Genomic DNA, 20,636 nt, shown 5'->3' on the forward strand with positions numbered 1-20,636 from the left:
CCGTTTTGACTATCGCTGTCTGCTTAAGCGTCTCGTCGTCGCTTCCGCAAGAGAAGCCTTGCGTAGCCGCGCCGCTTGGCGATATGACGCGACACTATGACAACGCTGGACAGAGAAGTCGGAACCTCGATGCGCCACGCGCATTGGAACAATCTGCCGAGCGGCGGCGACCTGTTCGGCGAATTGCATCTGGCGCAGGCCAGGGCGGGCAGCGCGCCGAAGGGCAGCCTTTTCCCCGGCCTTGCCGCGTGCGCGGCGGGGTCGGCGGCGGCGGCGTGGCTGTCCGACCATTATGGCTTTCCGATCATCCTGCTCGGCCTGCTCGTCGGGCTGTCGCTCAACTTCATCTCGGCGAACGAGGCGACGCACCGCGGGCTCGACTTCGCATCGCGCACCTTTCTGCGGCTCGGGATCGTCGTGCTGGGGCTGCAGGTGACCTTCGCGCAGATCGCGGTTCTCGGCCCGATACCCTTTGCGGCGCTGATCGTGGTGATGGGGCTGACGATGGCGGCGGGACTGCTCGGCGCGCGGATCGCGGGACAGTCGCCTTACGCAGGACTACTTGCCGGCGGCGCGACGGCGATCTGCGGCGCAAGCGCGGCGCTCGCGCTTTATGGCGTCATCGGTCAGAAGCGATTGCCGCAGGCACAATTCGCGCTGACACTGGTTGGTATCTCGCTCGCCAGCGCGCTCGCGATGACGCTCTACCCGCTGCTGGCGGGCGAGATGGGGCTCGGCGACAAGCAGGCAGGATTCCTGATCGGCGCGTCGATCCACGACGTCGCGCAGGCGATCGGCGGCGGCTATGCCTTTTCCGACACCGCGGGTGCGGGCGCGACGATCGTCAAGCTGGCGCGCGTCGCGCTGCTCGCCCCCGTCGTAGCGCTCGTCAGCCTGGTCCTGCGGCCCGAGGAAGGCAGCGATACGCGGCTATGGCGCCGCCTCGTCCTGCCCTGGTTCATCGTCGCGTTTCTGGCGGTGGTGACGCTCAACAGCGTCGTTGCGGTGCCCGATATCGCGCGCGGCTGGGCTCTCACGGGATCGAAGGCGATGCTTTTGCTTGCGGTGACCGCGACCGCGATGCGCACGCGGCTCGACCTGCTGCTCGAAATGGGGTGGCGCGCGACCGTCCCGGTCCTGCTCGCCTCGATCACCAGCTTTGCGATCTCGCTGCTTTTCGCGCTGACCCTGATTTAGCCCAGATCCTGATCTGGCTCGCACAAAGAAAAGCCGGCCCGCAGGGGTGCAGGCCGGCTCCTCCGGACGGATGGGGAATGCGGCCGATCAGTGGGCCTTCTTTTCGTCCTTCTTGGCGGCGTGCGTCGCGGTCTTCTTGGCCGGCGCCTTCTTGGTGGCGGTCTTCGCCGGCTGGCTAGTCGGCGCGGTAGCGGCGAACGCCGATCCACTCACGATGGCGAGCGACAGGGCACCGGCGGCGGCGAGTTTGGCAAAGTTACGCATGGGTTCTCTCCTTTAAAACAGATCCGCCGCATCGGTGCGAGCGAAGCCAGGGCGAGCCGGTCCAGCCAGGGTCAGGGGGATGGAGCGGACCGGCTCAACCCGACGAGACCGGGATAGGCCAGCGCCCCTGCCCGGGCGATGACGGGCGCATTACCTTTTGGTCATTTTCGCAAAGCCCGGCGACGGAGAGATGGTGCATCGCGATCGGTGAAGATGAGCACCGGCAGCCGAAACGGGGTGGGAAGCGGACGTCGCCTAAGATATGGTGCCTCTATGCCCCGTTTCACAAATGACGACCGGCCTAGCGACGAAGAAGTCGATGCGGCGGCGCGAGAGTTGCACTGGTGGGGTGAGCAGCATGGTTGGTGGCCAGGAAGCGTCACGACCTATGACGCGCTAGATCCAATCGGCAAAGAAGAGTTTGACGCTATTGTGGAGCGTATCCTTATGTCCGCCGCAGCCGCTCGTCGAAACGCCTAGACGGTCCGCAATCGGTCGTAATCCGATCCTCAATTCACCATCCGCTCATAGCCCTCCCAATAGGGCGCGCGCAGATCCTTGCGGAGGATCTTGCCCGATGCATTGCGCGGGAGGGCCTCGATCACATCGACGCTGCGCGGCGCCTTGAACGCGGCGATGCGGTCGCGCGCCCAGGCGATGATGTCGGCTTCCTCGATGCTGGTGCCCGGCTTGGCGACCACGACGGCCTTCACCGTCTCGCCCCATTTCTTGTCCGGGATGCCGATCACCGCGACCTCCTGCACGGCGGGATGGCCGAAGATCGCGCTCTCGACCTCGGCCGGATAGACATTCTCACCGCCGGTGATGATCATATCCTTCATCCGGTCGTGGATGAAGAGATAGCCGTCGGCATCGAGATAGCCGGCGTCACCGGTATGGATCCAGCCCTCGCCGGTCATCGTCTTTGCGGTCGCCTCGGGCAGGTTCCAATATCCGAGCATATTGTTCGACGAGCGCGTGACGACTTCGCCCACTTCGCCGGTCGGGACGCTCTGACCATCGGGGCCCAGAATGACGATCTCGACGCCCGGCAGCGCCTTGCCTGCCGAACGCATGCGCGCATTGCCCTCGGGATCATGATCCTCGGGCGGCAGCATGCAGATCGTGCCGGTCGTCTCGGTCATGCCATAGGCCTGGATGAAGTCGGCGCCGAACATCTTGATGCACTGGCGCAGCAGTTCGAGCGGGATCGGCGCGGCACCATAGAGAATATATTTGAGCCGGCTGTAATCGACGCTCGCGCAGCGCGGATGGAGCAACAGCATCTGCAGCGCGGCCGGCACGATGAAGAAACGCGTCACGCCATGATGCTCGACCGCATCGAAGACCCCGTCGGGGTTGAATTCGGCAAGGATCACGCCGGGCAGCCCTGCGGCCAGCGCCATAATGCCAAGCCCTGTACCGCCGATATGCGCGCAGGGCATAGCGACGAGGACCGCTTCGTCATCGTCCCACTTGGTATAGGGCATATCGGCTTCGTTCGAATGCTTGCGCAGCGCGAAGAGGTTGCGGTTCGACAGCACCGCGCCCTTGGGGTTGCCCGTCGTGCCCGAAGTATAGAGCTGGAGCACCGCGTCATCGTGACCCGAAGGGGTGAAGGCCGCACGCCGGGTGCTGTCGATAAGCGCGCGCGTCTCTGCCGCGTTCACGATACGCGGGCCATGCTCCAGCCTGCCGGCAAGCTGCTCTGCCGCACCCTCGAAGCCCGGGCCGGTGAAGACGATCTTCGCGCGCGTGTCGTTGACGATATACGCCCATTCGGTCGGCGACAGGCGCCAGCCGATCGGCGCCATCACGACGCCGACGCGCGCCGCGCCGAAGAAGAGCGTGAAATAGAGATCGCTGTTCTTGCCGATCCACGCGATGCGATCGCCCTTTTCCAGCCCTGCGGCGAGCAAGGCGGTCGCAACGCGCGCGGTGCGCTCTTCCAGATCGGCATAGGTGAAAAGCCGGTCCTCCTCGCGCATAGCGAGCCTGTCAGGCCGGTCTTCCGCCCAGTGCGTGATGAATTCGTCGAACGTAAACAGGTCCGAAACGTTGCGGGCCATCGCATCTCTCTCCATCGAATCAGGTTGCTTTTCGCAATCGATGAGCAAGCTAACGAATGGGTGGGCGACGTAAAGCGCGCATATGTGACAGGTTGCGCGCTAAAGCTTCCGAAACAGCAGCATCAGATTGTTCGCGGGCATCGCGCGGCGATCGACGAAGGCGAAGCCGGCATCGGCCGCAACGCCTTGCACTGCCGCGATATCCCTGAGGCCCCACGCGGGATTGCGCGCGCGCAAACTGGCGTCGAACGCGAGATTGCTTTCCGTCGTCGGAACGTCCGCCTCCACATAGGGGCCATAAAGGATCAGCGGTGCGCCCGGCGCGAGCAACCGCGCGGCGCCCGCAAACAGCCCCAGCGTCGCGGCCCACGGGCTGATATGGACCATGTTGATGCACAGCAGGGCGTCGGCCGCCTGGACCGGCCATTCGGCCGCCGATGCGTCAAGCATCAGTGGCGGACGGACGTTGCCAAGCCTAGCGTCCGCGCTCCATGCCGCGATCGACGTCAGCGCATCGGCGTCGGGATCGCTCGGCTGCCAGTCCAGCGCCGGAAAGGCGGTCGCGAAATGGACCGCATGTTCGCCCGACCCGCTCGCGACCTCCACGATTGTGCCCTTCGCCGGCAGCCATTCGGTGAGCACCCCGGCAATGGCATCGCGGTTGCGGAGCGTCGCGGGCGCATGGCGCTTGTCCGCAAAGCCCCCGTCGCCGGGTATCCACAGCGTCGTCATGGCCGCTTCGCGCGCGCCTCGGCAAGCATCCGCCGCGCGCGGATGAATATCTCGACCCGCTGGAAGGCGACGAAGCCGAGCGCGAAGGCCATCAATATGTCGGTCGCCGCCATCAGCCCGGCGTGTCCCGGCCCCGCCATCTCGATCGCCATCGCGCGCGAGGCGCTGCGGATCACGATCAATGCGACGATGAAGAGGAGCGCGGCGGGCGATACCGTCTGGCTTAGCTCGTGCGTTTCGGGATCGACCGCGACGCGCATCAGCCTGCCGCGCCACCAGCCCAGTCCCGCGCCGACGCCGAGCGCGACCACGCACCAGAGCCAGGTCATCCCGTGCGGCGGCGCGTTCCAGAAGACGAAGCCGACGACGGCGGCATAGAGCGTCGGCAGAATCCACAATCGCTCGAGCCGCAATCGGCGGGCTTTGCCGACCGAGCGCAGTCGGAAGAACAGCACGGTCAGGATGATCATCCCGGGAATGGCATATTGGGCGGTCGCGGTCATTCAGTCCTCATAATGCCTTGGCGGCCGCACGGGCGCGGCGCTCGCGGACGATCAGCCACAGCAGCAGGCCGACCGGTCCCGCCATAAGCGTCAGAAACAGGAAGGGAAGCTGGATGATGCGGCCAAAGCCCTTGTTATCGGCGTCGCGCGCGATCCACAGGCCGATGAACAGGTCGAACGCCAGATAGTGAATCCAGCCGAGCGTCGCGCCGCCGGGCGCCGCGAACAGCTTCATCACTCCCGCAAGCGAAGTGAAGTCTCCGCCGGAGCCGCCGGGGTCGATGCCGCCGCTCATGAAGCCCACGATCAGCACAGTATAAGCAAGGCAGAGCAGAAACACGCCCGCGTACATCACCGCCGACATGACCTTGGGACCGCGCGGCGCGAAGGCGAGCAGCAGCCAGAAGGCGATCGCCCAATAATTGGCGATCAGGAAAATAACGTCCCAGCCCATATGCATTGCCTCCCCGTTTTCTCTAGATCAATCCCCCGAGCCCGAAGAGCAGGATGCCACCGAATAGCGCGATCAGGCCCGTGGTCAGGATCAGCATCGTCATCCGCGCGGCGGGAAGCCGGAGCGTCGCGAGGAATGCGGCGGCAAGGCCGAGCCCGAACGCGATCAGCGGGGCATAGAGGAATGCCCAGTCATAGCTGAACTCGCGCCGCACGCCGACCAGCTCCCACTGCTCGACCACCAGCCCGTAGACGGTGATCGCCGCCAGCCATACCGCGACGAAAACGACCGCGAACAGCGCCCCGCCGGCCAGGCAGCCGGCACCGGTGCGTTTCGCGGCCGGATCCGCTTCGTCCGTCAATCCGCCTCGGCCTCGTTCCACGCCAGCACCGGCTTGCGTGCGGCAAGCGTTTCATCGAGCCGCGCTCGCGGTGCGAAATGCGGCGCGGTTTTAAGCGCCGGGTCACCATTCTTCGCGCGCAGGGCAATGCTGCGCAGCGCGCCGATGAACTGGTCGAGCACCGCCTTGCTCTCGGTCTCGGTCGGCTCGACGAGCATCGCACCATGGACAACGAGCGGGAAATAGACCGTCATCGGATGGAAGCCTTCGTCGATCAGCCCCTTGGCGACGTCGAGCGTCGAGAAGCCTTCGGCAAGGCCTTTGTCGCTGAACAGCGCCTCGTGCATGCACGGTCCCGACGCTCCGAACGGCGCGTCGAGCACGTCATCAAGATTACGCAGGATATAGTTGGCGTTGAGCACCGCATCCTCGGCGACCTGCTTCAGCCCGTCGGCGCCGTGGCTGAGGATATAGGTCAGCGCGCGGGTGAACATGCCCATCTGGCCGTGGAAGGCGGTCATACGTCCGAAGGTTTCGGGGTGCTCCTCGGCCGCGTTCTCTTCCTCGATCAGCTTGAAGCTGCCGTCGGCATAGCGTGCCGCGAACGGCAGTGGACCATAGGGCGCGAGCGCCTCCGACAGCACGACCGGACCCGAACCGGGGCCGCCGCCGCCATGCGGGGTCGAAAAGGTCTTGTGCAGGTTGATGTGCATCGCATCGACGCCAAGGTCGCCGGGGCGCACGCGGCCGACGATGGCGTTGAAGTTCGCACCGTCGCAATAGACATAGCCACCCGCCGCATGAACGGCGTCCGAGATCGCCTTCATATCGCGTTCGAACAGGCCGCAGGTGTTCGGGTTGGTGATCATCACCCCGGCGACATCGGGGCCAAGCCGTGCCTTCAGCGCCTCCAGATCGACGCGGCCTTCGGCGGTCGCGGGAATATCCTCGACCGTGAAGCCCGCGAACGCCGCCGTCGCAGGGTTGGTGCCGTGCGCGCTTTCGGGAACCAGCAGAACGCGCCGATCCTCGCCGCGCGCTTCGAGCGCCGCCTTGATGCAGAGAATACCGCAAAGTTCGCCATGCGCGCCCGCCTTGGGCGACATCGCGACGCCATGCATGCCGGTGAGCTTGATCAGCCAGACCGCAAGCTCGTTGATCACAGCGAGTGCGCCCTGCACCGTTTCCTGCGGCTGGAGCGGGTGGATGTCGGCAAAGCCCGGCATCCGCGCGACTTTTTCGTTGAGGCGCGGATTATGCTTCATCGTGCAGCTGCCGAGCGGGAACAGGCCGAGGTCGATGGCATAATTCTGGCGCGACAGACGCGTATAATGGCGCACCGTTTCGGACTCGCTGAGCCCCGGCAGGCCGATCGGCGCCGAACGCGCGAGGGCGCCGAGGTCGTTGGCAGGCAGGTCTTCGTCGAAATCGACGCCGGTCGTTTCCTCCGAGCCGATTTCGAAGATTAGCGGCTCTTCGAGCATCAGCGCGCGGTTGCCGGTGAAGGTCACATTGTCGTCGGCACCGCCGGCGTTCATTTCGGGGCGCCAGCCGGCGCGGTTGAGCGCGGTCATGCCAGCACCTCCTTCAGCGCCGCGGCGAAGGCGGCAATATCCTCTTTCGTCACCGTCTCGGTCACCGCCACGATGAGGCCGTTCGCAAGGCCGTCATTCCCCGGATAGAGGCGGCCGAGCGATACGCCGCCGAGCACGCCCTTGTCGGCGAGCTGGTGGACGACGGGACGCGCGGCGACCGGCAGCACCAGCGTGAATTCGTTGAAGAAGCCGCTGTTCAACACCGACACGCCGGGCACTTTGGCCAATTCGGCCGCAGCAGCCCTGGCGCGGCCATGGTTGATGCCCGCAAGCTGGCGAAGCCCCGCTTCGCCGAGCAAGGTCATGTGAATGCTGAAAGCCAGCGCGCAAAGGCCCGAGTTCGTACAGATATTGCTCGTCGCCTTCTCGCGGCGGATATGCTGCTCGCGCGTCGAGAGCGTCAGAACGAAGCCGCGCTTGCCGTTCGCGTCGACCGTCTCGCCGCACAGGCGCCCCGGCATCTGGCGGACATATTTCGACTTGCAGCCGAACAGACCCAGATAAGGCCCGCCAAACTGGAGTCCGACGCCGATCGACTGGCCTTCGCCCACGACGATGTCGGCGCCCATCTCGCCCGGCGCCTTTATCGCGCCGAGCGCCACGGGTTCGGTGACGACCGCAATCAGCAGCGCCCCCGCGGCCTGGCAGGCAGCCGCCAGCGCGGTCATATCGTCGATCCGGCCGAGGATGTCGGGATATTGGACAACGACGCAGCTCGTCTCCTTGTCGATGGTGCCGGCAAGGGCCGTCCAGTCGGTTCCAGCCTCGAGGGCCGGGTCACCATCGACCAGCTCGTCACCGGTATATTTCGCCATCGTCCGCGCAACGCTGCGATAATGCGGGTGGAGGCCGGTCGAGAGCAAAGCCTTGTTCCGCCGCGTCACGCGCCGGGCCATCACGATCGCTTCCCAGCAGGCGGTCGAGCCGTCGTACATCGACGCATTCGCGACGTCGGTGCCGAACAGGCGCGCGACCTGCGACTGAAATTCGAACAGCATCTGCAGCGTGCCCTGCGCGATTTCGGGCTGATAGGGCGTGTAGGCGGTCAGGAATTCGCCGCGCTGGGTCAGATGATCGACGCTCGCCGGCACATGATGCCGATAGGCGCCGGCGCCGAGGAAGAAGGGGCCGTCGCCCGCGGCCATATTCTGCCGCGCGAGCGCTGCCATATGACGCTCGACCGCGAGTTCGCTCGCATGATCCGGCAGACCGGGGATCGTGCCGTCGAGGCGCGCTTCGGCGGGCACGTCGACGAAGAGATCGTCGATCGACGCGGCCCCGACCGCAGCGAGCATCGCCGTCCGGTCGTCATTGGTGAGGGGGAGATAACGCATGAACTACTCCGGAGAAGAAGCGGAATTAATAGAAAAAAGTTCGGCAAGATCGGGAAGCGAACCGTGGAAGATCGCTGGACCGCTGTGCGTGGTGCGAACCCATGGCGCGAGCCAGATGCGAAAGCCCGCATCGCGCACACGGCGGCAAAAGGCGTAGTCGTCGGACAGCAATTCACGGCTGTCGGGATCGATCATCGGCAGGAACAGGCTTGGCTCGATCTCGTCGACCCCGTGCGCCTTGCGCTCGCCCGGATCGGTCCGGAAGGCGAGTTCGGGATGCGTGTCGCGCAGCCCTTCCAGCACGTCGCGGCGGATCATCATCATGCCCGTTCCGGCGCGCGTGAGCTCGACGAGATCAGTCAGCGCGAAGCGCTGTCCCTGATGCAGGAAATGCAGCGCGAACTCGCCGCCGAAGCGCGCAAGCTCGCCCGGATCATCCTTTGCCAAGCCACGCTCGACGGCGCGCGCGACGTTGGGCCAGTTGACCATCCGGCGCGGACAGGCGGCGCCCAGCACCGCGCAATCGCCCTCCCCGCGCATCGCGTGCAGCATCGAAAACACGTCTTCGGCCGCAAAGTCGATGTCGGCATCGACGAACAGCAGGTGCGTGCAATCGCTCGCGAGGAAGATCGCCGAAAGCAGGTCGCGCGCGCGGGTGATCGACGCCTGATAGAGGATGAACTCGAACCGTACCGACACCCCCGCCGCCTGCGCCTTCAGCGCAAGGTCGAGCGCAGCGCGGACATAGCTGCCCTGCGCCCCGTCATAGATGGGCGTCGCCACCATCAGGCGGCAATTGGCGAGCGCGGCGTCGGGCGTCGTCACATCAACTCCCTCCTCCCGTGCGGGAGGGACCAGGATCAAAGATCGTCGCAGAACGCCTTGTACGCCTGCGCGTTCATCAGGCCGTCCAGCTGGCTCTTGTCGGCGAGCGTCATGCGGAAGAACCAGCCCTCACCCTCGGGATCGCTGTTGACGAGCGCGGGGTCTTCCTCGAGCTGGGCATTGCCTTCGGTCACGACGCCATCGACCGGCGCGTAGACGTCGCTTGCGGCCTTCACCGATTCGACGACCGCGGCGTCGCCGCCAGCGCTGAGGTCGGCGCCGGTGTCGGGAACCTCGACGAAGACGATGTCGCCGAGCTGGCTCTGCGCGAAGTCGGTGATGCCGACGGTCGCGACGTCACCATCGACGTCGATCCATTCATGTTCTTCGGTGTAGTAACGCGGCATCGGTCAGCCTCCCTGTTTGCGCACATAGCGGTGTGGAACGAACGGCATCGCGGCAACGGTGCAATGCACCCGCTTGCCGCGGACTTCGGCGGCGATCGCGGTGCCGGGCACGGCGTGATCGCGCGGAACATATCCCATGGCGATCGGAGCGCCGACGCTGGGCGCGAAACCGCCCGATGTCACGACGCCGATTTCCTCGTCGCCGTCGAACAGCTTGGCGCCCTCGCGCACCGGCAGCTTGCCGTCGACGAGCAGGCCGACGCGCTTGCGCGGCGGGCCGTCTTCGAGGTGGCCGAGAATCCTTGCCGCACCGGGGAAACCATGGTCTTCGCGGCGACGCTTGCTTATCGCGAACGCCAGATCGCCTTCGACCGGATCGATGTCTTCGTTGAGGTCGTGGCCGTAGAGCGGAAGCCCGGCCTCGAGACGCAGGCTATCGCGCGCGCCAAGGCCGATGGGCTTCACCTCCTCCATCGCACAGAGCGCGTCGGCGAACGCCACCAGCGCTTCGTTCGGAAGCGAGATTTCAAAGCCATCCTCGCCGGTATAGCCCGAGCGGCTGAGGCCGATCGCATGGCCGTTCCAGCTTGCGCGGGCCGCCTGCATGAAGACCAGCCCGGCCGCTTCCGGCACGAGCCGCGCCAGCGCGTCGACCGCCTTCGGCCCCTGGAGCGCGAGCAGTCCGTAATCCTCGTTATGATTGAGGTTGATATCGTCGGGCAGGCTTTCGCGAAGATGCCCGATATCCTCCCATTTCACGGCGCCGTTCACGACGATGCCCAACTGATCACCCTCATTGGTGATCATCAGGTCGTCGAGGATCCCGCCATCGTCGGCGAGCAGCAGCGAATAGCGCATGCGGCCGGGTTTCAGCGCCGAGATGTCGCCGGGGACGAGCGCTTCGAGCGCTTCGGCGACACCCTCGCCGGAAAGCGCGAGCTGGCCCATGTGACTGACGTCGAAGAGGCCGGCATTTTCGCGGACCCACAGATGCTCGGCCATGATGCCTTCATACTGGATCGGCATCCAGTAGCCGGCGAATTCGACCATACGCCCGCCCTTGTCGCGGTGCCAGGCGTCGAGCGGCAGCGTCGCGGTCGGAACCGCTTCCTCGCCGGTAAATTCACTTTCGGTCATGTCAGTCTCCCGCGGTTGACATGGCGAACGCACGGCCGAACGCCGCGGTTTCCACCATGCCCCCTCTGTCACGGGAACCTGAGAGTTTTCCCCCGTCGGCCGAGCCCGGCGCCGGGGTTACCCCTTCGGTGGTTCCGATCCTCACCCAATCGGGACGGCCGGAACGCTTTCCAGAGTGTCCGTTCCAGCCTGCGCGGTCCGTTGACCTGAGAGTTTCCGGGGCGGTTGCTCCTTCGGTGGTGGGTGCCGGTTGCCCGTCCCACGCTCTCCCGCGCGGCCGGTCGAATCCCTTGCGGAACCCGACAGACGCCCGAGCCTTGGCGTCCGCCCCGGCAGGAGTCAATCGGCGAGCGCGCGGATCGCGTCGTTTTCGTGGATATGCACGCCGGGCGCCATATTCCCGATCAGCCGGACGATCGCCTGCGCGACCGTTTCGCCCGGAATCGAGCGATAGCGGCGCAGCGATCCATGCAGCAGTGCGTCGGTCAGCGGTGCCGCGATCGTCGCCAGTCCTTCGCCGAAACGGCGTGGACCCGGGCGGTCGCCCATCAGCAGGCCGGGCCGCAGAATGTCGAGCCGTTCGAAATCGAGCGCGCGGAGCGCCGCCTCGATCTCGCCCTTGGTGCGGAGGTAGAAATTGCTGCTGCCAGCCGACGCCCCGACGCTGCTGACGAGGATCATGTGGCGAGCGCCCGCTTCCTTCGCAGCGCGGGCGGCCGCCAGCACCATATCATGATCGACGGCGCGGAACGCGGCCTGCGACCCCGCCTGCCGGATCGTCGTGCCCAGGCAGGAAACAAGGGTGGCGGGGCGGTTCATCGCGATCACTTCGGGCCAGTTTTCCGGCGGCGCCGCGATCGCGGGATGGCCGGGAACCGGCGCGTCGGGCATTCGGCGCCCGAGCGAGGATATGCGGTGCGAGCCGGCGCCCGCGAGCACCGCCTGCCCGACCATTCCGGTCCCGCCGATCATCAGGATGGCGGGCGGCGCGTCAGGCATGCGCCAGTGCCTCGGGAACTGCACCGCGGCCGAATATCTCGGCATAGCGATCGATGGCGAACCGGTCGGTCATCCCGGCAATATAATCACCGATGTGACGGACTGTCGCGCATTCTTCTTCGGGCAGGCGCGCCGACCAGTCCTCGCCCATCAGGCGCGGATCGCTGGCATAGGCCTCGAACAGCCGCCCCACGACTTCGCTTGCCCCGGCGGCCGCAGCGAGCTGCGACGCATGATGGTAGAGATTGGCATACATGAAACGCTTGAGATCGCGTTCCTGCCGCGCCAGTCCAGCCGAGAAGCCGCCTAGCGTCCGGCCAGCCGCGCGCACGTCATCGACGCTGCCGACGCCCGCCGCCGCGACATTCGCTTCGGTGGTCGTGATCACGTCATTGACCATCACGCCGATCTGGTCGCGCACCAGCTCACGGAGCAGCCGGTCGCGCGGCGCGCCTGGGAAACGCGCCTCGACCGCCGCGAAATTGGCCGCGACGAACGGCTGTTCCATGAGCTGGTCAAGGGTCAGCAAACCGGCGCGCAGGCCGTCGTCGATATCGTGATTGTCATAGGCGATGTCGTCGGCGACCGCCGCGATCTGCGCCTCAAGGCTGGCATGGCTCGCAAGGTCGAGCGGAAATTCGGCGTCGATGTCGGACAGCGCCCAGCCGGGATGGCGGACGGGTCCGTTATGCTTGGCCAGCCCTTCCAATGCTTCCCAGGTCAGGTTGATGCCGTCAAAGCGCGGATAGGGGCATTCGAGCCGCGCGAGCGTACGAAGCGTATGGCCATTATGGTCGAAGCCGCCATGCGTCTTCATCGCCGCCTTAAGCGCATCCTCGCCCGCATGACCGAAAGGCGGATGGCCGATGTCGTGCGCGAGGCAGAGCGCCTCGGTCAAATCCTCGTTGAGCCCCAGCGCCCGCGCGATCCCGCGGCCGATCTGCGCGACCTCGATACTGTGAGTCAGACGAACGCGGTAATGATCCCCGTCGGGCGCGACGAAAACCTGCGTCTTGTGGCGCAGGCGACGAAAAGCGATCGAATGGATGATGCGGTCACGGTCGCGCTGGAACACGTCGCGCGGGCCACGCACGACGCGGCCCGCCTCCTCATGAAAGCGCCCGCGGCTCTGGTCGGGTCGGCTGGCGCAGTCGGCGACGCTCACTTGAGGGGGTCGACGTCCTGGCCGGCTTCGCTGTTGAACAGGAAGCCGTCCCCGCCCGCCTTCTTATAGTCCGTCAGCCAGTCCTGTGCCGCCTTGCGGTCCTTGAACGGGCCGACGAGCAAGCGCCGCGTCTTGCCCCATTCGGTCGTGCCACCCGACTTGCCCTTGAACACGGGAGGGCTCTTCTTCGCGAATTTTCCGAAGTCGGTTGCCAACGCCCTGGCATTGGCGCCGGTGGCAATCTGCACCCAGATGCGCGCCGGGTTTGCCTTCTTTTCAGCCGCTTCGGCCTTGGCCTTCGCATCGGCTTCGGCCTTGACCTTCGCGGCCGCGGCGTCCTTTTCGCGCTTCGCGTCCTCGGCGGCATCGGCGCGCCTCTTGTCTTCGCGCAGCTTGGCGAGCGTGTCGGCGCCGATCGCATTGTCGACCTGTGCCAGCTCCTCGGCGGGAATTTCGATCGAGCTGGCGATCGCCGCGAGCGAAGCCAGCGGCGCGTCGGCCGATATGGCCCCCGTGCTGCCCATTGTCGGCGAAGGGGCGGCGGAAGCCGTGGGCGCAGGCGCTTTCGGCCCGATATCGGCGATCGAGAATCCCGGGCCGACCGGCTGTGACGTTTGCACCGGATTGGCCCCGATCGGTGCGGATGTCGGCGCAGCGGGGGTCGGTGTCGCAGAGGACGGCGGCGATGCACTGGCCAGCGCGGGGCTCGGCGCCGGTGTCGCAGGGGCCGGCGTCACAGGAGCCGGAGCGGGCGTCAGGACAGGCTTTGGTGCCGGCGTAGGCGTCGGCGCGGGCTTCGGGGTCGAGACGGTCGCTTCAAGCTGCCGCTCGGCATAGGCCGGGCCGGGACGACGGAAAGACGATGCCGGCGGCGTCGGCGAAGGCTTGGTCGCGGCGACAGGCTTTGCCCGGTCACGCGGCTTCGCGCCCGTTGCCGAAGGCGGCGATGGCGCAGGGGTTGCCGCAGCGATCTGTACCGGCTTGCGCGGCGGTCCGAGCTGACCACCGGGGAAGCGTCCGAAATGGGCGGCGGCCGCCTGCTGCGCCGGATTGAGGCGGTCCATCTGGGTCAGATAGGGCAAGATATTCTGCGCGAGGGCGGCGGGCATCGTCGCGTTGACGATTTCGGTCGCCTCGCCGTTGCGGCCGTTCATCGCAAGAATCATGGCCCGCGTTCGCCATGCGGCGCGGTCCTGCGCGCGAAGCTGCGGCGTCAGCAACTGGATCGCGCGATCGGCATCGCCGCTGATCCCGAGCGACACGGCATAACGCCGCATCACCTCGTCATTTGGGGCCACCGACAAGGCGAGCTGATAATCGCGCTGCGCGGCATCCTGCTGCCCGAGCAGATCGCGCGCAAGGGCGCGATCGGCGAGAAAAAGCCGCTCCGGCGCGCCCAGAAGCTGAGCCTCGCCGAAATAATCCAGCGCGCGGGTCGGGCTTTCCATATGGACCATCGCCGAACCAAGCGCGGCCTTGACCGCGCCGTCGCGTGGGCTCGCCTTTTCGGCTCGGGCCAGAAAGTTCAGCGCCGCGCGATAATCCTCAAGCTCGATCGAGGCACGACCGGCATCGAGCAGCGCCACCCGGTCCTCGCTGTTGGTTGCGAGACGCCCGATCGCCGACGACAGCATCGCGCGCGCAGACGTGCGGCGATCCATGGCCGCCTTCGTCGCCGCATCGGGCGTCGCCGCCTGCATGGCATACACGGGCGCGGCGAGCGCGCTCGTCAGCAGCAATGCGCCGAGCGCCGCTGCCATCGACCGCGTGCGCCCGGAAGCAACGCTCCAAGAGGGTCGCCGCATTGCTTTTCGTAGCCGCAAGGGCAAGTCAGATCATCCCGATTTCCGGCGCGCCTTGCCCGGGGCAGCGGCCGCTAGAACCCTGTTACTGGCGCGCCCTGTTACTGGTTATTCTGCCGGCCGAGGAAGCGCGGAATATCGACCCCGTCCTCCTTCGCATCTTCGCGTTCGGTTGCCGAACCGCGCGAAAGCCGCGACATGCGTTCGAACAGCGTGCCGCCGCCCACGGCGCGGGCCGGGCCATCCTCGGCAGGCGCAGCGTGCGGAGCGGCTTCACCCGCGGGGGCCTGCGACGGCTGATAGCTACTCGCAACCGGAGCTTCCGGTTCACTGAGCACCAGTTCATCGGAGGTGTCGTCATAAGTCGCGGCGACCTGCGACAATTCCATCGGTTCGTCCTGAGCCGCTTCGCCAGCCACGGAGGTTTCCGATCCGCCACCGAGCGAGAAGCCCGGCGTGGGGTCGCTATCGCCCTCGTCCGCGGCCTCGACCGGGACTTCGGGCGCGGCCCGCTCGACCGTCTCTTCAGCGACCGGTGCGGGCGCTGCCGTGCGGGCGGGCTGGAACGAGAAGCTGCGCGTCGCGGGTGCCGGCTGGACCGCGGCGTCGCCGCTGCCGTCGATGCCGGTCGCGACGACCGAGACACGAATCTTGCCGTCGAGATTGTCGTTGAACGCGCTGCCCCAGATGATGTTGGCGTCGGGATCGACCAGCTCGCGAATATGGTTCGCCGCCTCGTCGACCTCCATCAGGCGCATGTCCTCGCCGCCGGTAATCGAGATGATGACGCCCTTGGCGCCCGCCATCGACACGCCGTCGAGCAGCGGGTTGGCAATCGCTTTCTGAGCCGCTTCGAGCGCGCGGCCGTCACCTTCGGCTTCGCCGGTGCCCATCATCGCCTTGCCCATTTCGCGCATCACGCTGCGCACGTCGGCGAAGTCGAGGTTGATGAGGCCGGGCATGACCATCAGGTCGGTGATGCCGCGAACGCCCTGCTGCAGCACTTCGTCGGCCATCGTGAACGCTTCCTTGAAGGTCGTGTTCGGATTGGCGACGAGGAAGAGATTCTGGTTCGGAATGACGATCAGCGTGTCGACATGGTCCTGCAGCTCGGCAATGCCGGCTTCGGCCGACCGCATGCGGCGGTTGCCTTCGAAGGTGAAGGGCTTGGTCACGACGCCGACGGTCAGGATGCCGCGGTCGCGCGCAGCCTTGGCGATGACCGGGGCCGCACCGGTGCCGGTGCCGCCGCCCATGCCCGCCGCAACGAAGCACATATGCGCGCCGTTCAGCGCCTCTTCGACCTGCGCGATGCTTTCCTCGGCAGCCGCGCGGCCGACCTCGGGCCGCGAACCTGCGCCCAGACCCTGGGTGATCTGTGTCCCCAGCTGGATGCGGCGCTCGGCCGGCGAAGCGTTCAGCGCCTGCGCGTCGGTGTTCGCGACGACGAAATCGACGCCTTCCACCCGCGCGGCAATCATGTTCGCGATGGCATTGCCCCCGGCGCCGCCGACCCCGATGACCGCGATCCGCGGCTTCAGTTCATCGACCTGCGGCGGGCCAATATTGATGCTCATCCACTAATCTCCCTGCGACGGCGGACCAGCGCCGCGTCCCTCACCTTGCGACCCTGCCGGACGTTAGTCCCACCGTCCGGCATTGTGTTACCGCATTGCACTATTGTGACGCGGGAATCATCCAAAAAATTAACCTTTCCGGCGTCGCTCGCTTAAAAACTGCTTTTCAAAGCCGCCATCAATCGATTGATGATGCCGGGGTTCTTCGGACGGTACACATCCTGCGCCATCATCGGCAGATCACGCAGGTCCACCGGGTCCGACGCCGCATAGAGAACCAGACCCGCAAGCGTTGCGAAAGCGGGTCCGCCATGGGCATCGGGCAGTCCGTGCAACCCGCGCGGTCGTCCGACGCGCGCGGCGCGGCCAAGCGCGCTCTGTGTATAATCGGCGATGCCCTTCAGATCGGCACCACCGCCGACAAGCACGACCTGACGCCCGACGGGCCCGACGAAATGCAGGTCTTTCAATGTCCTGCCGATCTCTCCCATCATCGCGTCGAGGCGCTCGCGGATGACGGCCACCAACTGCGCGCGCGTGATGCGCGGCGAATCGCTGCCCGCCGGTGCGCCGGGATCGAGTTCGATGATCTCGTTATTGTCGCGCGGGCTGGCCGAGGCCGAGCCGTAGAAGCTCTGCAGCCGCTGCGCCTGGCTGCGACGAATACCGAAAGCCGAGGCGATATCGTCGGTGATGTCGCTCGCGCCGAAGGGAAGCGACGCCATTTCGACGAGCATGCCACCGGCATAGAGCGATACGGTGGTGACCGCGGCGCCAAGCTCAACGAGCGCCACGCCAAGATCACGCTCTTCGTCCGACAGACAGGCAAGCCCCGCTGCGATCGGCGAGGCGACGACGGCGTTGACGTCGAGGTGCGCCTGCCGAACCGCGGACTCGAGGTTCCTTACCGGTGCGCCGTCGGCCATGATGATGTGAATGTCGACGCCCAGCCGGTCGGCATGGAGCCCGATCGGATTCTTGACCCCGGTCAGACCGTCGAGCGTGTAGAGCGCCGGCTGGGCGTGCAGGATCATCCGCCCTTCGGGATCGATCCCCGCGCGGCCCGCAGCGAGCAGGTCGTCGATATCTTCCTGCTCGATGCGGTGCCCGCCAAGCTCGCTTTCGATCGGCGCGACATCGCTCAGCAGGCTGCCCGCCGAAAAACCGACCCAGACGTCATCGATATTGAGCCCGGCGATCCGCTCGGCCTGTTCGATCGCTTCGCGCACGACATGCTCGGTCTGCTCCATGTCGGCGACATAGCCGCGCTGGACGCCGCGGCTTTCGCGCTGACCGGTGCCGAGCACATGGAGCTGGCCGTCCGCCGCCTGCCCCGCGATCAGCGCGCAGACCTTCCACGACCCGACATCGAGCGCGGTGATGATCTTTTCGATGCGCGGCGGCGGCACGGGTTATCCCTTCCCTTCCGCCGCGGCGACCGCATCGGCGGCATCGCGCGCGTCGTCGAGCTTCGAGGGCGCCACCTGCCCTTCATGGGGCAGACGCAGCACGAAGCGGTTCGGGTCGCGCATGTCGAAGCGCAGGATGCCGCGGCCAAGCAGCCGGTTGGCGCCGTCCATATGCGCGAATTTGGCGAGCGCCGCCTTCGCGTCGGTCTCACCCTCGGGCAGCGACAGCGTCTCGCCGCTGCGGAAGCGAAGATCCCAGCGGCGATTACCCACCCAGGTCGCGCCCGCCAGAAGCTCCTTGAGGCTGCTCGCTTCGGCCAGCAGGCGTTCCAGATCCTGCGCGCGCTGATTGGCTTTCGGCCCGATCACGAGCGGCAGGTCGGGCATCGTCGAAACACTCACGGGCTCGAGCACGACGCCCTTTTCGTCGATCAGCGACAGGCGACCCGAATGTTGCCAGATCGCCGCGGGCGTGCGCTCGACGATATCGACGACGAGCGTGTCGGGCAGGCGGCGCGACACACGCGCGTCCTTGATCCAGCCATATTGCATCAGGTCGTGGCGGACATTCTCCAGATCGACCGCCGCCATCGAACGGTCCTTTTGCGCCAGCGCGATGTCATAGACCTTCAGCCGGTCGATCCGGTCGGCGCCGACCACCTCGACTTTCTTGACCTGAAACCCCGCGCGGCCGACCGCCTGGGCATATTCCTCGTGGATCTTCGCCGTCACACCGGTTGCGTGCGCGGCGAGCGCCACCGCCGCAGCGAGACCGATACCGATCGTCCAGTTCGCAGCACGCTGGAGCGTCGCGGGACTCATCGGCAATGCGTTGATCAGCGTGTTGAGGCGCGACTTCTGGACCGTACGCCGCCTTTGCGGCCCCCGCGAAGGACGCCGCGGCGGAGATTTCGCGCGCTTGATCCGCGTGCTGCTCATAACGCTTCCTCCACGATCCGCTCGACCAGTTCCGCATAGTCCATACCGATCGCCCGCGCCTGTTCGGGCACAAGGCTGAGCGGCGTCATGCCGGGCTGGGTATTGACCTCGAGCAGGAAGATGCCCGCGAGGCCATGCTCGTCATCCCAGCGAAAGTCCGAACGCGATGCGCCTTTGCAACCGAGCAGGCGGTGCGACTGGACGGCCAGATCCTTCATCCGCTGCGCGACCTCATCGGGGACGTCGGCGGGGCAGACATGCTCGGTCAGCCCTTCAGTATATTTGGCATCATAGTCGTAGAAGCCCGACTTCACGCGCAGTTCGGTGACGCCGAGCGCGGTGTCGCCCAGCACCGCGACGGTCAACTCGCGTCCCTTGATGAAGGGCTCGGCGAGCAGGCGGTCGAACTCCTGCCACGGCCCCACCGCTTCGCGCGCGATCGGGTTGCCGTAATTGCTGTCGTCCTTGACGATCGCGACGCCGACCGAAGATCCCTCGTTGACGGGTTTCAGCACATAGGGGCGCGGCAAAGGGTCGATCGAAAAGAGGCTTTCGCTGTCGACCATCGTCCCCGTCGGCATGGGCACACCATGCGGCACGAGCGCCTGCTTCGTCAATTCCTTGTCGATCGCGATGACCGAGGTAACGAGCCCGCTGTGGGTATATTTCAGCCCCATCAGGTCGAGCATGCCCTGCACCGTTCCGTCTTCGCCCGGAACCCCGTGGAGCGCGTTGAAGACGACATCGGGTTTCGCGTCGGCAAGCCTGCGCGCCACGTCGCGATCCATATCGATCCGCGTCACTTTGTGCCCGCGACTTTCAAGCGCGTCGGCGATGCCCTTGCCGCTCATCAGCGACACTTCGCGCTCGGCCGACCAGCCGCCCATCAGGACGGCAACATGCCACGGACCCCGGCTCATTCGGGCTTACCCACGCGTTGAATCTCCCATTGCAATTCGATGCCGCTCTTCGCTTTCACGCGGCGGCGGACTTCTTCACCGAGCGCCTCGATGTCGGCGCTCGTCGCCTCACCCGTGTTGATGAGGAAATTGGTGTGCTTCTCGCTGACCCGCGCGCCACCGACAGCGAAGCCGCGGCAACCCGCTTCGTCGACAAGCTGCCAGGCCTTGTGGCCATCGGGATTCTTGAAGGTCGAGCCGCCGGTTTTCGAGCGCAACGGCTGCGAGGCCTCGCGGCTCGCCGATATGCGGTCCATTTCGGCCTGGATGGCGGCGGGTTCGCCGGGACGCCCGCGGAAGGTCGCACCGATCACGACCGCGCCTTCGGGCAATTCGCTATGGCGATAGGTGTAGCCAAGGTCGATGAGCGGCAGCGTCTTGCGCCCGCCCGACCGCAGAACGACCTCGCAATCGATCAGGATATCCTTGACCTCGCCACCATAAGCGCCGCCGTTCATGCGGACGAAGCCGCCGACGGTGCCGGGGATCGAGCGCAGGAATTCCAATCCCGCAATTCCGGCGTCGCGCGCCGTCGAGGAAACAAGGATGCCCGACGCGCCGCCGCCGCAGCGCAGCGTGACACCATCAAGTGCTTCGACCTTCGCAAAGGCCTTGCCCAGCCGGACGACCACACCGGGAAAGCCACCGTCGCGCACGATCAGGTTCGACCCGAGCCCGAGCGCCATCACCGGAACCGCCGGATCGAGATCGCGCAGGAAATCGGCAAGATCGTCGGCGTCCTTCGGCTCGAACAGCCAGTCGGCGGGGCCGCCCGACTTGAACCAGACGAGCGGCGCCAGCGGCGCCTTTGCCGTCAGCTTGCCGCGCACGGCCGGGAGGGTGGCAGTGGTCATATTCCACCGCCCATATTTTCATCGTCACCCTGAACTTGTTTCAGGGTCCATGGCCGGACCTCGAAACAAACGCCG

20 protein-coding genes and 2 riboswitches are annotated in these 20,636 nt (G+C 66.2%); of the genes, 1 reads left to right on the top strand and 19 read right to left on the bottom strand.

Translation table 11 applies throughout. From position 1 onward, the window contains the following. Positions 1–96 precede the first annotated feature (96 nt). Positions 97–1,197: a YeiH family protein gene (locus tag ACQY80_RS02365; protein WP_428683266.1), complete on the top strand. Its 1,101-nt coding sequence runs from the start codon at positions 97–99 to the stop codon at positions 1,195–1,197. A gap of 87 nt (positions 1,198–1,284) precedes the next feature. On the opposite strand, the gene ACQY80_RS02370 is transcribed toward ACQY80_RS02365, so the two are convergent. The 19 genes from ACQY80_RS02370 to murB all read right to left on the bottom strand — a co-directional run bounded on the left by ACQY80_RS02370 (position 1,285) and on the right by murB (position 20,561). Continuing rightward, positions 1,285–1,461: a hypothetical protein gene (locus ACQY80_RS02370; RefSeq protein ID WP_428683268.1), complete on the bottom strand. Its 177-nt coding sequence runs from the start codon at positions 1,459–1,461 to the stop codon at positions 1,285–1,287. A gap of 509 nt (positions 1,462–1,970) precedes the next feature. Then, a complete protein-coding gene (locus tag ACQY80_RS02375; RefSeq protein ID WP_428683270.1) occupies positions 1,971–3,530 on the bottom strand; it encodes a fatty acid--CoA ligase in 1,560 nt (519 codons plus the stop codon). Between the two features lie 99 nt (positions 3,531–3,629). Continuing rightward, positions 3,630–4,262: a DUF938 domain-containing protein gene (locus ACQY80_RS02380; RefSeq protein ID WP_428683272.1), complete on the bottom strand. Its 633-nt coding sequence runs from the start codon at positions 4,260–4,262 to the stop codon at positions 3,630–3,632. Then, positions 4,259–4,765, bottom strand: coding sequence for a CcdC protein domain-containing protein (locus ACQY80_RS02385; protein WP_428683274.1), 507 nt, complete (start codon positions 4,763–4,765; stop codon positions 4,259–4,261). The genes ACQY80_RS02380 and ACQY80_RS02385 overlap by 4 nt, the downstream gene beginning before the upstream one ends. 7 nt (positions 4,766–4,772) lie before the next feature. Beyond that, positions 4,773–5,219 (bottom strand): ABA4-like family protein, encoded by a 447-nt coding sequence (locus ACQY80_RS02390; RefSeq protein WP_428683276.1) that lies wholly within the window; start codon positions 5,217–5,219, stop codon positions 4,773–4,775. A gap of 22 nt (positions 5,220–5,241) precedes the next feature. Beyond that, the gene (locus ACQY80_RS02395) at positions 5,242–5,580 is read right to left on the bottom strand and encodes a hypothetical protein (protein ID WP_428683278.1); all 339 of its coding nucleotides are present in this window, start codon (positions 5,578–5,580) and stop codon (positions 5,242–5,244) included. Continuing rightward, entirely contained in the window at positions 5,577–7,133 is a 1,557-nt protein-coding gene (gene gcvPB, locus ACQY80_RS02400) for an aminomethyl-transferring glycine dehydrogenase subunit GcvPB (RefSeq protein WP_428683280.1), read from the bottom strand. The genes ACQY80_RS02395 and gcvPB overlap by 4 nt, the downstream gene beginning before the upstream one ends. Beyond that, positions 7,130–8,488, bottom strand: coding sequence for an aminomethyl-transferring glycine dehydrogenase subunit GcvPA (gcvPA, locus tag ACQY80_RS02405; protein WP_428683282.1), 1,359 nt, complete (start codon positions 8,486–8,488; stop codon positions 7,130–7,132). The genes gcvPB and gcvPA overlap by 4 nt, the downstream gene beginning before the upstream one ends. Before the next feature lie 3 nt (positions 8,489–8,491). Next, on the bottom strand, positions 8,492–9,313 hold the full coding sequence (locus ACQY80_RS02410) for a glycosyltransferase family 2 protein (RefSeq protein ID WP_428683284.1): 822 nt from the start codon (positions 9,311–9,313) through the stop codon (positions 8,492–8,494). 35 nt (positions 9,314–9,348) lie between these two features. After that, the gene (gene gcvH / locus ACQY80_RS02415; protein WP_428683286.1) at positions 9,349–9,720 is read right to left on the bottom strand and encodes a glycine cleavage system protein GcvH; all 372 of its coding nucleotides are present in this window, start codon (positions 9,718–9,720) and stop codon (positions 9,349–9,351) included. A gap of 3 nt (positions 9,721–9,723) precedes the next feature. Next, positions 9,724–10,857: a glycine cleavage system aminomethyltransferase GcvT gene (gene gcvT / locus ACQY80_RS02420; protein ID WP_428683288.1), complete on the bottom strand. Its 1,134-nt coding sequence runs from the start codon at positions 10,855–10,857 to the stop codon at positions 9,724–9,726. A 55-nt stretch (positions 10,858–10,912) separates the two neighbouring features. Beyond that, positions 10,913–11,041: riboswitch (glycine riboswitch) on the bottom strand. Then, positions 11,042–11,139: riboswitch (glycine riboswitch) on the bottom strand. Positions 11,140–11,196: 57 nt separating this feature from the next. Then, a complete protein-coding gene (locus ACQY80_RS02425; protein WP_428683290.1) occupies positions 11,197–11,856 on the bottom strand; it encodes an NAD-dependent dehydratase in 660 nt (219 codons plus the stop codon). Next, the gene (locus ACQY80_RS02430) at positions 11,849–13,021 is read right to left on the bottom strand and encodes a deoxyguanosinetriphosphate triphosphohydrolase (protein WP_428683292.1); all 1,173 of its coding nucleotides are present in this window, start codon (positions 13,019–13,021) and stop codon (positions 11,849–11,851) included. The genes ACQY80_RS02425 and ACQY80_RS02430 overlap by 8 nt, the downstream gene beginning before the upstream one ends. After that, the gene (locus ACQY80_RS02435; RefSeq protein WP_428683294.1) at positions 13,018–14,781 is read right to left on the bottom strand and encodes a tetratricopeptide repeat protein; all 1,764 of its coding nucleotides are present in this window, start codon (positions 14,779–14,781) and stop codon (positions 13,018–13,020) included. Before ACQY80_RS02435 ends, ACQY80_RS02430 begins: the two co-directional genes overlap by 4 nt. Positions 14,782–14,924: 143 nt before the next feature. Then, positions 14,925–16,400, bottom strand: a complete 1,476-nt coding sequence (gene ftsZ, locus ACQY80_RS02440; protein WP_428683296.1) for a cell division protein FtsZ — start codon at positions 16,398–16,400, stop codon at positions 14,925–14,927. Positions 16,401–16,552: 152 nt separating this feature from the next. Further along, positions 16,553–17,809, bottom strand: a complete 1,257-nt coding sequence (gene ftsA, locus ACQY80_RS02445; protein ID WP_428683298.1) for a cell division protein FtsA — start codon at positions 17,807–17,809, stop codon at positions 16,553–16,555. A 3-nt stretch (positions 17,810–17,812) separates the two neighbouring features. Beyond that, positions 17,813–18,748 carry a cell division protein FtsQ/DivIB gene (locus ACQY80_RS02450; RefSeq protein ID WP_428683300.1) on the bottom strand — a complete coding sequence of 312 codons (936 nt, stop codon included), beginning with the start codon at positions 18,746–18,748 and terminating at the stop codon, positions 17,813–17,815. Continuing rightward, positions 18,745–19,668 (bottom strand): D-alanine--D-alanine ligase, encoded by a 924-nt coding sequence (locus ACQY80_RS02455; protein WP_428683302.1) that lies wholly within the window; start codon positions 19,666–19,668, stop codon positions 18,745–18,747. The genes ACQY80_RS02450 and ACQY80_RS02455 overlap by 4 nt, the downstream gene beginning before the upstream one ends. Continuing rightward, positions 19,665–20,561, bottom strand: coding sequence for a UDP-N-acetylmuramate dehydrogenase (gene murB, locus ACQY80_RS02460; protein WP_428683304.1), 897 nt, complete (start codon positions 20,559–20,561; stop codon positions 19,665–19,667). Before murB ends, ACQY80_RS02455 begins: the two co-directional genes overlap by 4 nt. Positions 20,562–20,636 lie beyond the last annotated feature (75 nt).

The sequence above is a fragment of the Sphingopyxis sp. genome (assembly GCF_965279755.1).
In the GTDB taxonomy this organism is placed as follows: Bacteria; Pseudomonadota; Alphaproteobacteria; order Sphingomonadales; family Sphingomonadaceae; genus Sphingopyxis.

Bases quoted from the DNA above. Each gene is read 5' to 3' on its own strand.
- ACQY80_RS02365 (WP_428683266.1), top strand. From the start codon at position 97: ATGACAACGCTGGACAGAGAAGTCGGAACCTCGATGCGCCACGCGCAT.
- ACQY80_RS02370 (WP_428683268.1), bottom strand. From the start codon at position 1,461: ATGCGTAACTTTGCCAAACTCGCCGCCGCCGGTGCCCTGTCGCTCGCC.
- ACQY80_RS02375 (WP_428683270.1), bottom strand. From the start codon at position 3,530: ATGGCCCGCAACGTTTCGGACCTGTTTACGTTCGACGAATTCATCACG.
- ACQY80_RS02380 (WP_428683272.1), bottom strand. From the start codon at position 4,262: ATGACGACGCTGTGGATACCCGGCGACGGGGGCTTTGCGGACAAGCGC.
- ACQY80_RS02385 (WP_428683274.1), bottom strand. From the start codon at position 4,765: ATGACCGCGACCGCCCAATATGCCATTCCCGGGATGATCATCCTGACC.
- ACQY80_RS02390 (WP_428683276.1), bottom strand. From the start codon at position 5,219: ATGGGCTGGGACGTTATTTTCCTGATCGCCAATTATTGGGCGATCGCC.
- gcvPB (WP_428683280.1), bottom strand. From the start codon at position 7,133: ATGACCGCGCTCAACCGCGCCGGCTGGCGCCCCGAAATGAACGCCGGC.
- gcvPA (WP_428683282.1), bottom strand. From the start codon at position 8,488: ATGCGTTATCTCCCCCTCACCAATGACGACCGGACGGCGATGCTCGCT.
- gcvH (WP_428683286.1), bottom strand. From the start codon at position 9,720: ATGCCGCGTTACTACACCGAAGAACATGAATGGATCGACGTCGATGGT.
- gcvT (WP_428683288.1), bottom strand. From the start codon at position 10,857: ATGACCGAAAGTGAATTTACCGGCGAGGAAGCGGTTCCGACCGCGACG.
- ACQY80_RS02425 (WP_428683290.1), bottom strand. From the start codon at position 11,856: ATGCCTGACGCGCCGCCCGCCATCCTGATGATCGGCGGGACCGGAATG.
- ACQY80_RS02435 (WP_428683294.1), bottom strand. From the start codon at position 14,781: ATGGCAGCGGCGCTCGGCGCATTGCTGCTGACGAGCGCGCTCGCCGCG.
- ftsZ (WP_428683296.1), bottom strand. From the start codon at position 16,400: ATGAGCATCAATATTGGCCCGCCGCAGGTCGATGAACTGAAGCCGCGG.
- ACQY80_RS02450 (WP_428683300.1), bottom strand. From the start codon at position 18,748: ATGAGCAGCACGCGGATCAAGCGCGCGAAATCTCCGCCGCGGCGTCCT.
- ACQY80_RS02455 (WP_428683302.1), bottom strand. From the start codon at position 19,668: ATGAGCCGGGGTCCGTGGCATGTTGCCGTCCTGATGGGCGGCTGGTCG.
- murB (WP_428683304.1), bottom strand. From the start codon at position 20,561: ATGACCACTGCCACCCTCCCGGCCGTGCGCGGCAAGCTGACGGCAAAG.